Genomic DNA, 13,883 nt, shown 5'->3' on the forward strand with positions numbered 1-13,883 from the left:
TCTGTTGGTAGTGTAACGTAAATTTGTTTTTGTTGAAGGGTGTCATTATATTAAAAGAAAGCGGAGGTCCTCATGTCAAAACATTATTTTGATCCAAGATTGAAAATTTTTTCTCTTAACTCGAATCGCCCGTTAGCAGAAAAAATTGCAAATGCTGTAGGTGTAGAATTAGGAAAATCTTCTGTAAGTCAGTTCAGTGATGGTGAAATTCAAATTAACATCGAAGAAAGTATTCGTGGTTCACATGTATATTTGATTCAATCAACGAGTAGTCCTGTGAATGATAACTTGATGGAACTATTAATTATGATTGATGCATTAAAACGTGCAAGTGCCAAAACAATCAACGTAGTAATGCCATATTATGGTTATGCTCGTCAAGATCGTAAAGCAAGAGCTCGTGAACCGATTACAGCCAAACTAGTTGCTAATATGCTAGAAAAAGCAGGGGCGACTAGAATGTTAACACTAGACTTGCATGCTGTTCAAATTCAAGGATTTTTCGATATCCCAGTGGATCATTTAATGGGCGCTCCATTAATTGCTGATTACTTTATTGAACGTGGAATTAAAGGAGACGATGTTGTTGTTGTTTCCCCAGACCATGGTGGAGTAACTCGTGCTCGTAAATTAGCAGAACATTTAAAATCGCCGATTGCAATTATTGACAAACGTCGTCCAAAAGCAAATGTTGCTGAAGTAATGAATATTATCGGACATGTGGAAGGAAAAACCTGTGTATTAATCGATGATATGATTGATACGGCTGGCACAATTTCGCTAGCAGCAAACGCTTTAGAAGCAGCAGGGGCAAAAGAAGTTTACGCTTCATGTACCCATCCAGTTTTATCAGGACCAGCATTACAGAGAATTGAAGAATCAGCGATTACTCGTTTAGTTGTAACGGATTCTATTTACCTGTCAGATGATCGTAAAATTGATAAAATTGATGAAGTGAGTGTGGGTGAATTAATTGGTGATGCAATTAAACGCATCCATGAAAATAAACCAGTAAGCCCTTTGTTTGAAACTAAAAAACATTAATAATAATTGAATACAGCATTTAAAGCATCTTCAAGACCAAACAAAAAATGGTTGTTTTGAAGGTGTTTTTTTGCCGATTTTTATTTCGACCTTTTTTGCAGGTGATTGTCATTTTAGTAATATGCTTGGAAATATAATAATTTTGAAAAGTAAGATAGTGGACCGCAAAGATGCAATAAAAAGTAAAGGGTAATGTAAATGCGAGCATTTAAAATATTAATGATGAAGGGATAGTTGAAAAATAGATTCAGGTTGTTGCTTATGGAATCCATCCGCAAGTTAGAGGGCTATTGCTTTTTGATACCAGGATATAATCATGGTGTAACATACTTGATGGGAGGGTTTCTCGTTTATCAAAAAAGAACGACACACTGATTTTCTCAGGAGCAATTTTTTTTAAGTTGGCCGATTTTCCTGAATTCGAGCATTTTTAGTCTAGTCTTTAAATTTTGGAATAAGTTTTTTCTATCAAAAAAATAGGTAATGAAACATTTTGATAAAGTAAAAATGGATAACTGGTAAGAAATAGGATAAAAGCTATTCCTTACCAGCTAAAATATTGTTGTAAGTAATTTCATCATTTGAGAATCTTTCTATGTTTTTATTTACGTACAAAATGACTAGGATGCAGAAGCAAAAATCATTAAATTCTCTGTGTCTGAAATACAGGTTTGCAGAGTAATTCTTTCGCCTCCGCCAGCTCCTACAGTGACATCCCAATAACTTGTGCCTGTACCTAATTCGCTTCCAGCATCATCCAGATGCAAAATATTATTGACCACATAAGCGGTAGGTGTTCCAGCCGAATCAGTCACAATGATTGTACTTCCGATACCAACGGAGAACAATACTGAAAAAATTCCAGGTGTATGTCCGATAAAATGAGTATTCTGACCATCATTTCCTGATTGAACAGATGCGCCCCCCCATGTAGATGCAACTCCATATGGGTTACCGTCAATAATTCCTTGACCAGCTCCTTGACCACCATTTTGATAAGGAACTTGTACTCCTGCAATGTATAAAGAACTTGGTTGATAAGCAGGTGCTGTAGCGACAGGTGGTGCAACAGGTACAGCACCAGGTTTTTGATTGGCTGCAGAGTCTTCTTGGGTACTTGTAGTATCATTTTTTGATGCTACTACTAGTTCATTGTTAGAAACTACTTCATTTGGAATAACGGTCACTGTCCTGTTTATTTTTGTTGTATTGTGGCTTGTATCGCTTACTTGATATTCTAAGGGATATTCGCCGGATTGTTGTAGGTTAACACTACCTTTAACTTCTATTTTTTGCGTTATATCCCCATCGACTTCATCATGAGCCGTTACCTCATGCATTGCATCAAAAGATGTGCCGACGTATAATTGGATGTTTTCAGCAACGATGGTAGGAGCTTTTGTGTCAACGACTTCTAAAATCAGAAGCCGAGTTGTTTTTTCTCCCAGCTCATTTTTTAAAGTTACAGTAACTAAGGTTGTTCCTACTTTGGTAATATCATAATCTGTGTTGGTTACTTGAACGTTTGAGTCTGCCTGTTTAATAGTTGGAAAAATGTCAATCATTTTAAATTTCTCGTTACATTCAATTTTTTTATAATAAGGTCCAGATGCAATTTTAAATGAATCATTCGCAGGTTTCGTTGTTTGTTTTTCCATTCTTGAAGATTCTTCATGTGTATCAGCGAAATGATTGATTTGCACTGAAAATAATAATAAAGAAAATGCTCCTACAGCAATCGCTATAGTGTAGCCAACAACAAGAAATTTATACAATACTGCTTTCATTTTAAAACGCCTCCCCTACTTAAAACTTGAAACTCCTTTCGAGAAAAAGAATAAACAGGCCGGGTGTTTAGTAATGGATAGTTCTATAGTAAAAAAATTTTAATCATTAATCACGCACCTTTCAAAAAATAAACGGGTCTCATCATCCAAACGATATATATAATATGGAAAGTCCATATTATAACAAAGTAATTGGAGAAAAAATAAATGCTTTCTCTTGAGTAGTCAGTAAAATAACTATTCACTAAATGAATCATTTACATTCTATTTATAACGGATAGCTATTTTAATTAAATAAACTGGATGTATAAATTAATGATATTTGAAAAAAAAATTTTAAGCAAATGAAACGAATAGGATGACTTGTGTGAAAGCTATTGTTTGTTATTTTGATAGGTTTGACTGGAAGGTAGTAAAAAATCGAATGCTATTTATTTCCTCTGTGTAACAGGATAAATAAATGGCATTCGATTTTTTTATATAGAGAATGAAAGGAGAGAGAACTGTTGGAGCTGTTTTTTTATAAATAGATTTTTGCCAAAAATTATTTTCCTTTAAAATAGTTTTCGTAAAAAACCATCAGTTTATCGAAGTTTTTTGTATTAAACACAACAGGAGTCACAATGACAGGGACGTTAGTGAGAGAAATAGTTGGAATATTTGTGATAATACAGTCGAAAGATGATGCTATTTTTTCTAACTCATCCAAACAGGAAAGGTTAATCGGTGTACATACAAACCGATTGTTGAAATAATATTCCATTTTCTTAGCTAAAATTTCTGTAAATTCTTTTCCAGTATCTAATAAAAGACCTGCTTTAATAGAAGGGACGGAACACTCAAGACTTTCTAGAAAATTCTCCCATTTCGTAAAGAGCACAAAAAATGCTTCATAGACAATATACTCTTTATGAGGTGTTTGATAGAAAATGCCTTGTAAGGAATGGATCATATCAGAAACAAAAGAGCCGTACACATTTAATAAACTGATGTAAAATTCTTTATTTGTGTTGTACAAAATAAAGGTTCTGCCACAAAGTTGATTATCTAGATTGTAGAGTTGAAGTAGCAAATCGTCAAAATTAGTACATGGACAATCAATCTTCTTTTCTAAATCTTGAATTAATGAAGTAATCTTGTTGTATTTTCTTTGAGTAGGAGAATCTGTTTTAACTTTTGTAAGTAGTTCTTCTATTGAATAGACGTAATTAGAATTGAAAAACGAATATAGAATATTACTCAAGGTAAAAGGAGTCAACTGCAGAAGGAATTGACGATAAAATTCACTGGTCACTTGTTTATTCGTTACTATAGAAAATTCTTTTTCAGGCGGAGCAACATTTAACAAGTCACCAGCATCGGTTTTTAAAAATTGGATAATGGTATAAGCGGAAATTCGTAGTCGATTCAAAAAAGAATAGTTTTGATAAGCAATAGCATTTGGAAAGTGCTCTTCAAGTGTGCTTAGTAATACTGTATCTAATAGCTCAATTTGATTTGCAGACATCAAAGTCTCTGCAGTAGCATATTTTTCAGTATAGTAGCGCTTCATGAAATTACAGATACTTAGGGGATCACCCATTAATTTCATTTCTTTTGGATGAATCGAGAAGCCTTCTAATTGTAACACTTTATTAATCCTTGAAATCATTCGTTTGGTAGTGGAAACACTTATGTAAAGATCGTCTGCCAATTCATTTATACTGAGAGTATTTTGGACAAATATATTCTCGATTAATTGGAATTCAAGACTGTTTTTTAAAAAAGATTGGTAAATACTAGCTTTACAAAAACTAGGCTCAATCATTAAACTGACACCGTGCTTCTTTGACGTTTCAATCGTTACTTGATCGAATAATGTTTCTAAATCATGGATATCTACTTTTAATGTTTTAGTTGGAACACCTAATAGTTCAGATGCTTTAGTAAGTGTAATCCAGTCATTTTCGAAAAGTAATTCAATGAACTCTAATTGACGTCGGTTTTTTGAAGATAAAATTTGCTTCATTATGTCTAACACCTTCTGCTTTAATTATTCTAGAGATAGGCTTCTGGGTATAGTCTATGTTCCGTTGACCATTTTAGCGTGAAGTTATGTTTTTTGTCTAGTAAATAGTTTAAGTATGGGAAAAAAATAAGATGTTTGAAAAGAAAAATCCATTTTATTCAAATTTAGACCGAAAAATGAATCAGATTTGATTTTTTTGTGAATAGAATCATGTTTTAAGAAGAAAAAGGAGTAAAAAATATATTTTTTGTTCAAAAACTTCTTAACGAAGAGAGATAGTTGATATTTATTATTAAAAAATTTATCTATACTGTGAAGTAAGGGAATCAACAACATTTTTAATTTGCCTAAATGATGTTCACCTTATTTTTAAAAATTGAAATTGGAGGAAAAAATTTATGAAAAAGAATATTTTAGGTCTAACGATGGCAACTTTAGCATTATCAATTGGCGTGGGGCTGACAGCAGCAGATGAAGCAATGGCACATGGCTATGTGGAATCACCACCAGCACGTGGCTATCAAGGATCTTTAGATAAAAATACGATGGGCTGGACACAAGCCTATGAAATGTATGGAAATGTTATAACAAATCCACAATCATTAGAAGCACCAAAAGGATTTCCACAAGCTGGACCAGCTGACGGACGCATTGCTTCTGCTAATGGTGGCTTAGGTCAGATTAGTGACTTTGTATTAGACAATACTGGCGTAAATCGTTGGAAAAAAACAGATATTAAATCAGGGATGAATACATTCACTTGGAAGTATACAGCTCCTCATAGTACAACGAAATGGCACTATTACATGACTAAACAAGGGTGGAACCCAGATCAGCCGTTGGCTAGAAAAGATTTAGAATTGATTGGAACAGTTGCACATGATAACTCAGCAGCTTCAAATAATTTATCACATAAAATTAATGTGCCAACAGATCGTTCTGGGTACAATGTTATTCTAGCGGTATGGGATGTAGCAGATACACCAAATGCGTTTTATAATGTAATTGACGTTAATGTTAAAAGTAATGGTGAAGTACTTCCACCAGTTGAAGTAGCACCAGAAAAACCAACAAATGTAAAAGCTTCTGAAGTAACAACTTCATCAGCTAAATTAACGTGGAACAAAGTAAATGATGCAAAAGAATACAATGTATACCGTAACAATCAAAAAGTAGGAACAGTTGGAGCAATCCAATTTAATGACAGCAATTTGAAAGAAAACACAAGCTATAGCTATCAGGTTGAAGCAGTTGGGTTCAATGGCAAAATTTCAGAAAAAAGCAATATTGTAACAGTTAAGACGCAATCTTCTGAAGTTGAGGACAACCAAAAACCAACAGCACCAACAAGTGTCCATTCTATGGGAACAACAGATAGTTCTGTAGACTTAATGTGGGGCAAATCAACACATTTCTTAGGTGTGAAGCACTATGAAGTATACCGTGATGGTAAAAAAGTAGCGACAACTGAAAAAACTAGCTTTAAAGATACTGCTTTGAAAGCAAACACTAAATATACGTATACAGTGAAGGCTATAAGTCTTGGAGGCAATGCTTCTGATTTAAGCGCACCATTTGTAGTAACGACAAAACCAAAAGAAGAAGTACCTAGTGGCGTTAGAGAATGGAAATTAGGAACATTTTCAAAACCAGAATTATACACAGCTGGGGAAAAAGTTCAATATAAAGGAAAAGAATACAAAGTAACAATTACTCATAATAACTATGGAGATATAACATGGGCTCCAGGAGCAAATTCTTTATTTAAATAAAAGTTAAAACTTACAGTAAGAATTAGTAGTTCTCTTTATAGGCAATTCAGAAATTCTGATTAGTCGTGAGAAAAAACTTGCTAAAATAGAAACTTTGGGTGGAATTTAATAAAATGTATATAACCGTATGGAGTCAGTTTGAAAAAATTGAATTCATGCGGTTATATTTCATTTGGAGCAACCAACAGATTGTTAATAAAAATAGCTATTCAAGCAAAACATGCAAGAATAGCTAAGTTCTATTGTTGAAAAAAACTTGTATACGAATTAGAACATTGGAATAGCGGACACAAAACAAGTGCTGATGATGACAGGATGGATGAGTGATAAACTAAGGTTTGTCTCTCTAATTATACGTTATAAAAAAAGATTGCTGGAATTGAGTAGGTATAGCTAGTGTTGTCAATGGTTCGTCAATATCAATACAAATTAGTTTCAAAAAAATAAAGCCTATTTCTTAAAATGATGTTCATAAAAATAATTTAATTTGTCAAAACTCTCAACATCGAAAAGTAGTGGTGTTACGATAACAGGAACTTTAGGAACAGAAATGTCTGAAATGTTTGTGATAATGCAATCAAACAAAGGTGCAACAGCCTCTAATTCTGCAATTGAAGAAACAGGAAGTGGTGTGCAGATAAATCGATTGTTCAAATAGTATTCTGTTTTTTTTGCTAATATCTCTACATAATCTTTATTGGCATCATAAAGCATCCCTGCCTTAATAGGACAAGTGGGACGTTCTAGACTTTCTAATAAATCAGGCCAATTTGTTAAGAGCATGAAAAAAGCTTGATATAAAAGGTATTCTTTATGAGGTGTTTTATAGAAAATAGCCTCTAAAGATTGCATAATATCAGAAATGAAACTACCATAGTAATGCAGTAAATTTAAGTAGAATTCTCTATTAGTATCGTAGAAAATATAAGTTCTACCATGAATTTGATTTTGTAAATTGTAAAGATGTAATAAAACATTGTTCTTTTTCTGGCAAGGACAATTTATTTTTTTCTCCAGTTCCTGAATAAATGACATGATTTTATGCTGTTGTCTTTGAATTTGAGGATTCAATGTTGCTTCTGCATTCAAATTGTCAATGGAACGTATGTAACTTGGATCGAAAAAACAATGGAAGATATTGCTTAGCACAAAACCAGTCAATTTTACGGAGAATTGCTTGAAAAATTCATCGCATATGTGAGTGTTCGTTAATATACCAAAAGACTCCTGAGGTTTTCTGTAAAGTAAGCCAGAAGTATCATGCTTTAAGAATATGATGACAGCATAGGTACAAAAACGTAATTTGTTTAAAAAAGAAAAATTAACATGTGGAGTAGATTCAGGAAATTGTTCTTCTAGCGTTTCCAATAAAATCTGATCTAGAATAGCTAACTGTAAAGGCGAGAGTAAACGGTCAGCAGTTACATATTTTTCTTTATAATAATATTGCATAAAATTGCAAATACTTAAAGGATCGCCAGACAGTCGCATTTTTTTTAGATTAATAATGAAACCTTCTACTTGGATGACCTTGTTGATTCGTGAAACGATTCTTTTCAGGGTGGAGATACTTATAAATAATTCATTTGCTAAGTCAATCATACAGGTAAAGTTAGTTGCAAAGACACTTTCAATAATTTGGAATTCAATGCTGTTCTTTAAAAAAGTTTGATATATATTCGCTCTTGAAAAATTAGAGTCAACAACTAAATTTATACCATGTTTTTTGAAATTTTAATACGTATTTTATTAAATAACATATCTAATTCGTTTATATCTGTTTTTAATGTCTTTGTAGGAACCTTTAATTGTTCCGAAGCTTTTACAAATGTGATCCATTCATTATCAAATAAAAGCTCAACTAGTTCCAATTGTCGACGTGTTTTTGAAGACAAAATTTGTCTCATGATATCACCATTTTCCATTTTTAAAATTAATATAAATGCTAGACTATGGAATCAGTTTACCCTTAAGATGTATCTTTGTCTAGAAATAAGAATGCAAAGAGAACTTAAAATGTCGTGAAGGAAAATTAAGAAAATGGTAAGGAAAGCAATTCATATTTGTTCTTTTTGGTAGAAAAAATTGATTGGGAAACATGTTCGGTTCGACAAGTAAGTTACTCTATTTTGGGAAAAACATTTTTTTGATTATTTTTTTATATAAAAAACAAATTTTTAGTCATAAATGACTGGATATGAGGAATAAATTGACTGTTTATTTCACTATAGAAGGGGTAAAATGGAAACCGATTAAAAAAGAGTATGACATTATATTGAATTAAAATCAGTAAATATTGATTATCGGTTTATAAATATTCATCTCTGTCGCAACCTATAATTGCTGAATCATTGCAATGAGCGAATGTATTTTCAATAGATAAGAGCATCGGGAACTATTTTAATTTAATAGAATGAAACGGTTGTCAGGGAACGAATAATAAAGAATTGTAGAAAGAGCCTTGTTTATCTTAGTTTTTCTTAGGTACTTTTTCTGTTCCCTTTTTTTGTGCATTTCGGTATTAAATATGAAGTCAAATGTTGAGCTTTTGACAGAAGAGATGACAGGTATATTTTTGGATAAACGGTTACTGTATCAAGTTTTCTTGATTCTGGTTGTTATACAATCTAATTTCATGTTACTCTTTAGATGTTTACTATTCAATTTAGCGAGAATATGTATTTATTTTCGTACGAGATAAAGGAGCAGGAGCAGATGTTTAATTCAGAGTTTTTATTGAAATTATCCGATGTAGGGAATGATAGCCCCGAATATTTAGAGACTTTGTTTACTCTTAGTAATGGACACGTTGGGGTAAGGGCTTCTGAACCGATAAAAAGGGGATTTGTAGTAGGAAATCCAGGGACGTTTATGAATGGCTTTTATGATTCTTATCCCATTGTTTATGGGGAATGGGCATATGGTTATGCTAAAAATCATCAAACGATTGTTAAGTTACCTGATATTCGTGGAATTGTTCTTGAAATTGAAGGGGAACGCTCAGATCAAAGCCAATGGTCAATCACGAAAGAAGCTTTTTACTTGGATATGCATCGGGGCAAGCTGGAAGAAAGTTACTTAATCAGAACAAAAAACAATAAACAATTGAAATTAACCATTCAATCGTTTACGTCGTTCAAATACCGAGAAATATATGCTAGTAAATACAGTATTTCGGAAAGTAACTTTGCTGGAGAAGTTATTATTGAAAAGGATCTGCAATTGCTTAACTTAAAACAGACAAAATTGACTGATACGTCAGATCCACGAGTAGCTTCATCAAAAAGTCAGCTGAAAATGGCATATAGAAATTCACAGATCGCCTCTTTGACAACAGAACAGAGTCAACAAACGGTTTTATTTACTCAAATGAATCAGCAGACAGGAGAATTACAAAGTGTTGATCCTCTGATTTCTAGAGCCTCTATTTTAGTTCAACCAAGAAGCATTAAATCAGCAATCAATGTCGTTGCTTTTTCTGATTTTTATGTTGATACAAAGGTGACAGAACAGACCGTTGAAGATTTTCAAAAGCGTCTAACTGGAATGACTTATGAAGAGTTATTAATCCAGCAGGAACAGATGGTTAATGATTTTTGGACGGTTAGTGATATTCGTATAGATGGACATGAAGCCTTACAAAAAGGGTTACGATTTAACTTATTTCATCTATTTCAAAGCGCTGGTCGTGAGGGGAAAACGAATTATTCTGCTAAGGGTTTAACAGGCGAAGGATATGAAGGGCACTATTTTTGGGACACAGAGATGTACATTTTGCCGTTCTTTATTTATACACAGCCAGAAATCGCGAAGGAATTGTTAAGCTATCGTCATTATATTTTGCCAAAAGCTAAAGAACGTGCGAAAGAAATGGGTCAAAAAGGAGCATTATTTGCTTGGCGAACCATCAATGGGGAAGAAGCTAGTGCATACTATCCAGCAGGAACGGCACAAGTCCATATAAATGCAGATATTAGTTATGCTTTTCAACTTTATGAAAAAGTAACAGGTGATTCAGCTTTCATTAAAGAAGTAGGGGCAGAAGTCATCTATGAAACAGCCAGATTTTGGCTATCGTATGGTAGTTGGATCAAGAAAAATGGCAAACAACAGTTTTGCATTAATGGTGTCACTGGGCCAGATGAATACACCGCCCTAGTAAATAACAATTACTATACAAACAAAATGGCGCAAAATAACTTACGCTATGCTGTTGAATTAGCAGAACGTTACCATAACCTGAGCGTTCAAAATGAATATGCTGATTGGCGTAAAGCAGCGGAAGCAATTTATTTACCTTACGATGAAGAGACAAAACGAGTGAAACAGGATGATTCATTTTTTGAAAAAGAGGTTTGGCCATTTAGTCAAACGCCAAAAGAAAACTATCCACTGTTGTTGCATTATCATCCAATGGTTATTTATAAGTATCAAGTGTGTAAACAGGCAGATGCATTATTAGCAGAGCTTTTATTTCCGCAAGATTATTCAAAAGAACAAATCATTCGTGATTACGAGTACTATGAATCTGTTACAACACATGATTCATCTTTATCTCGTTCTGTTTTTAGTATTTTAGCCAGTCGCACAGATCAACCTGAAAAAGGGTATTCTTATTTTATGGATACAGCGTTGATGGATTTAACAGATTTACAAGGGAACGTTAAAGATGGGATTCATGCGGCGAATATGGGTGGCAGCTGGCTAAGTATGATTTATGGTTTTGCGGGGTTGTCTTATTTAGAAGATAAAATAGTCGTTCGAAATCATTTGCCAGAAGAGATTAAAGAGCTGGAGTTCAAATTGAAAATCGCTGGGAACTTAATTGCCTTTCATATTTCCCTTAAAAGAATTTCAGCAGAAATTAAAGAAGCAGGAAAACCTATTACGATTACAGCGGATAAATCTGTTATTACAATCAAATTGACTGAAGGATAAGGAACCAAAAATTGGGGAAACTTTTTTTCGTCAGCATAAAAAATACCAGACTCTAGGTTTTGTGTATCCTAGAATCTGGTATTTTTTACTCTTTAAGTCGTTTAATATCAATAACTGTCCCTGTGTAAGCATCTGCAATAAATTCATATTGCACCCTATTTCCATCTTCTAACCGTGAAATACCACCATTATATGTTTTTGAGTGGATCGCAAATTTTCTTAACGGTTTTTTCTCAAATTCAATCCATGAGCCTTCAATAGGACCTTCTTCAAGAAAAGCCTTTTTTACATCTTCCAATACTAAGTCCGCATCCATTGTTCTTTTTTTGTTATACCACATTGCAGAAGCAATCCCACTTAAGAGCCCCACACTGACACCTAAAGCTAAACCACCTTTAAAATAACTTAATTCATTTTCATCATTCATTAGGAATAACCTCCTATACTCTCAAAAGTTTGCCAAAAAATAGTTGGCTATGTGTTCATTTTAACATACTGTTGCAGATTGTAGGAAAACAAACGATTATTTTGTAGAGAAATTAACTTAGACGACTGGTCTCTTTCAACCAACTATTTGAGAGTATCAAGATACATTTAAAATGGTGTAAGATTCTAATCAAAAGCTACTATCTTAACTTTTAACCTATATTTGACAAGGTAGTAAATAAGAGATAGGAAGAATTAGTTGTAAGGAAAAAAGAGTGATCCTTTTGAAACAGTAAAACAATTGTTCAATTATTTTATTTTGCGTTATAATAAGGATGAAATCATATCATGAAAGGAGTTCCTGCTTTTCGAGAAAGTCAGACTGACTTTTAACCGTCAAAAATTGGTTGATGGGTTAGCGGAATAACCCAAAACATGGCAGGAAAACATATAATGGAAGAAAAAACATTTCAACGCATTAAAGAGTTAACTGAATTACAAGGAACAAGTGGATTTGAAGAGGATATTCGTGCCTATATGAAAGAGCATATGACACCATTAGTAGACGATATTCAATATGATGGTTTAGGTGGTATTTTTGGCTTAAAGAGAAACAAAGCAGATGATGCACCTCGAGTAATGGTTGCGGCCCACATGGATGAAGTAGGCTTTATGTTAACGCAAATCAATGACAATGGATTATTCCGAGTAGTTCCTCTAGGTGGTTGGAATCCTTATGTTGTCTCAGCACAACGTTTTACTTTAAAAACTAGCAAGGGAAATTATCCATGTATCTCTTCTTCAGTACCACCACATTTATTGCGTGGCACCAGTGGACAAAAACAATTAGAAGTAACAGATGTTTTATTTGATGCTGGGTTTGAATCAAAAGAGGAAGCAGAAAGCTTTGGTGTTCGTCCTGGCGATACGATTGTTCCACAAGTAGAAACAATTAAAACAGCAAATGGTAAAAATATCATCAGTAAATCTTGGGACAATCGTTATGGTTGTACAATGGTCTTAGAAGCATTGGAAGCATTGCAAAATGAACAACTGGGTCATACTTTAATTGCTGGTGCAAATGTGCAAGAAGAAGTTGGGTTACGTGGAGCAAAACCAGCCGTTCATAAATTTAGACCTGATTTATTTTTTGCCGTAGACTGTTCAGCAGCTGATGATACTCAAACGAAAAAAGGAACTTACGGTCATCTAGGTGAAGGAACGCTATTGCGTATTTTTGATCCTGGCATGATTACGTTAAAAAATATGCGTGAATACTTGCTAGATACAGCTGAAACGAACAATATTCCGTATCAATACTTCGTATCTAAAGGTGGAACAGATGCTGGGGCGGCTCATACTTCTAATAATGGTGTGCCAAGTTCAGTGATTGGTGTTTGTGGACGTTATATTCATACGCATCAAACGATGTTCAGTATTAAAGATTTTGAAGCAGCAAGAGAACTGCTTATTCAAGTCTTAAAAGGATTAGACAAATCTACAGTAAATACTATTATTTACGGAAAGTAGGTATAAAAGCATGATTAGACCAACTTCTTTAGAGGAATTAGCCAGCTATGTAGAAAAGGGCAAAAGTATCTTCTTTTTTACAGCTGATTGGTGTGGCGATTGTACCTTTATTAAACCAGTGATGCCAGAAATCGAAGCCGAATATCCAGAATTTCGTTTTATCGAAGTTGATCGTGACCAATTTATAGACGTCGCTGCGGAATGGACTATTTTTGGGATACCAAGCTTTGTTGTAACGGAAGATGGAAAAGAATTAGGCAGATTAGTCAATAAAAATCGTAAAACGAAACAAGAAATTCTATCGTTTTTGAAAGATTTACCTAGTCGTTAAAAAATGTTCTGTAGTCAAGTGAAGAATAGTTCCTGTACAAAAAAAGA

At 33.6% G+C, this 13,883-nt stretch carries 10 protein-coding genes; 5 read left to right on the forward strand and 5 right to left on the reverse strand.

Annotation, left to right across the window (positions count from 1 at the left end):
• The first annotated feature begins 72 nt into the window (after window positions 1–72).
• Window positions 73–1,044, forward strand: a complete 972-nt coding sequence (locus BCR26_RS13340) for a ribose-phosphate diphosphokinase (protein ID WP_069699494.1) — start codon at window positions 73–75, stop codon at window positions 1,042–1,044.
• 620 nt (window positions 1,045–1,664) lie between these two features.
• On the opposite strand, the gene BCR26_RS13345 is transcribed toward BCR26_RS13340, so the two are convergent.
• Window positions 1,665–2,831: an immunoglobulin-like domain-containing protein gene (locus tag BCR26_RS13345; RefSeq protein WP_069699495.1), complete on the reverse strand. Its 1,167-nt coding sequence runs from the start codon at window positions 2,829–2,831 to the stop codon at window positions 1,665–1,667.
• Window positions 2,832–3,375: 544 nt separating this feature from the next.
• Complete coding sequence (locus tag BCR26_RS13350) at window positions 3,376–4,839, reverse strand: AcpB/EbpR/MafR family transcriptional regulator (protein ID WP_069699496.1); 1,464 nt, start codon at window positions 4,837–4,839, stop codon at window positions 3,376–3,378.
• 398 nt (window positions 4,840–5,237) lie between these two features.
• On the opposite strand from BCR26_RS13350, the gene BCR26_RS13355 reads away from it, so the two are divergent.
• Window positions 5,238–6,611: a lytic polysaccharide monooxygenase gene (locus BCR26_RS13355; RefSeq protein ID WP_069699497.1), complete on the forward strand. Its 1,374-nt coding sequence runs from the start codon at window positions 5,238–5,240 to the stop codon at window positions 6,609–6,611.
• Window positions 6,612–7,061: 450 nt separating this feature from the next.
• On the opposite strand, the gene BCR26_RS13360 is transcribed toward BCR26_RS13355, so the two are convergent.
• Both BCR26_RS13360 and BCR26_RS18130 read right to left on the reverse strand, forming a co-directional pair.
• Window positions 7,062–8,327 (reverse strand): AcpB/EbpR/MafR family transcriptional regulator, encoded by a 1,266-nt coding sequence (locus tag BCR26_RS13360; RefSeq protein ID WP_084387143.1) that lies wholly within the window; start codon window positions 8,325–8,327, stop codon window positions 7,062–7,064.
• A complete protein-coding gene (locus BCR26_RS18130) occupies window positions 8,324–8,518 on the reverse strand; it encodes a helix-turn-helix domain-containing protein (protein WP_169818893.1) in 195 nt (64 codons plus the stop codon). Before BCR26_RS18130 ends, BCR26_RS13360 begins: the two co-directional genes overlap by 4 nt.
• An 808-nt stretch (window positions 8,519–9,326) precedes the next feature.
• Here BCR26_RS18130 and BCR26_RS13365 point away from each other — a divergent pair.
• Window positions 9,327–11,549 carry a glycoside hydrolase family 65 protein gene (locus BCR26_RS13365; protein ID WP_069699498.1) on the forward strand — a complete coding sequence of 741 codons (2,223 nt, stop codon included), beginning with the start codon at window positions 9,327–9,329 and terminating at the stop codon, window positions 11,547–11,549.
• A gap of 85 nt (window positions 11,550–11,634) precedes the next feature.
• Here BCR26_RS13365 and BCR26_RS13370 read toward each other — a convergent pair whose 3' ends face one another.
• The gene (locus BCR26_RS13370; RefSeq protein ID WP_069699499.1) at window positions 11,635–11,976 is read right to left on the reverse strand and encodes a PepSY domain-containing protein; all 342 of its coding nucleotides are present in this window, start codon (window positions 11,974–11,976) and stop codon (window positions 11,635–11,637) included.
• A gap of 452 nt (window positions 11,977–12,428) precedes the next feature.
• Between BCR26_RS13370 and pepA the strand changes: the two genes are divergently transcribed.
• On the forward strand, window positions 12,429–13,505 hold the full coding sequence (pepA, locus tag BCR26_RS13375; RefSeq protein WP_069699500.1) for a glutamyl aminopeptidase: 1,077 nt from the start codon (window positions 12,429–12,431) through the stop codon (window positions 13,503–13,505).
• A gap of 10 nt (window positions 13,506–13,515) precedes the next feature.
• Window positions 13,516–13,836, forward strand: coding sequence for a thioredoxin family protein (locus BCR26_RS13380; protein ID WP_069699501.1), 321 nt, complete (start codon window positions 13,516–13,518; stop codon window positions 13,834–13,836).
• Window positions 13,837–13,883 lie beyond the last annotated feature (47 nt).

This window comes from Enterococcus rivorum, assembly GCF_001742285.1.
Classification (GTDB): Bacteria; Bacillota; Bacilli; order Lactobacillales; family Enterococcaceae; genus Enterococcus_L; species Enterococcus_L rivorum.

What these genes read in the sequence shown, in the direction of transcription:
- BCR26_RS13340 (WP_069699494.1), top strand. Translation starts at nt 73, where the DNA reads ATGTCAAAACATTATTTTGATCCAAGATTGAAAATTTTTTCTCTTAAC.
- BCR26_RS13345 (WP_069699495.1), bottom strand. Translation starts at nt 2,831, where the DNA reads ATGAAAGCAGTATTGTATAAATTTCTTGTTGTTGGCTACACTATAGCG.
- BCR26_RS13350 (WP_069699496.1), bottom strand. Translation starts at nt 4,839, where the DNA reads ATGAAGCAAATTTTATCTTCAAAAAACCGACGTCAATTAGAGTTCATT.
- BCR26_RS13355 (WP_069699497.1), top strand. Translation starts at nt 5,238, where the DNA reads ATGAAAAAGAATATTTTAGGTCTAACGATGGCAACTTTAGCATTATCA.
- BCR26_RS18130 (WP_169818893.1), bottom strand. Translation starts at nt 8,518, where the DNA reads ATGAGACAAATTTTGTCTTCAAAAACACGTCGACAATTGGAACTAGTT.
- BCR26_RS13365 (WP_069699498.1), top strand. Translation starts at nt 9,327, where the DNA reads ATGTTTAATTCAGAGTTTTTATTGAAATTATCCGATGTAGGGAATGAT.
- BCR26_RS13370 (WP_069699499.1), bottom strand. Translation starts at nt 11,976, where the DNA reads ATGAATGATGAAAATGAATTAAGTTATTTTAAAGGTGGTTTAGCTTTA.
- pepA (WP_069699500.1), top strand. Translation starts at nt 12,429, where the DNA reads ATGGAAGAAAAAACATTTCAACGCATTAAAGAGTTAACTGAATTACAA.
- BCR26_RS13380 (WP_069699501.1), top strand. Translation starts at nt 13,516, where the DNA reads ATGATTAGACCAACTTCTTTAGAGGAATTAGCCAGCTATGTAGAAAAG.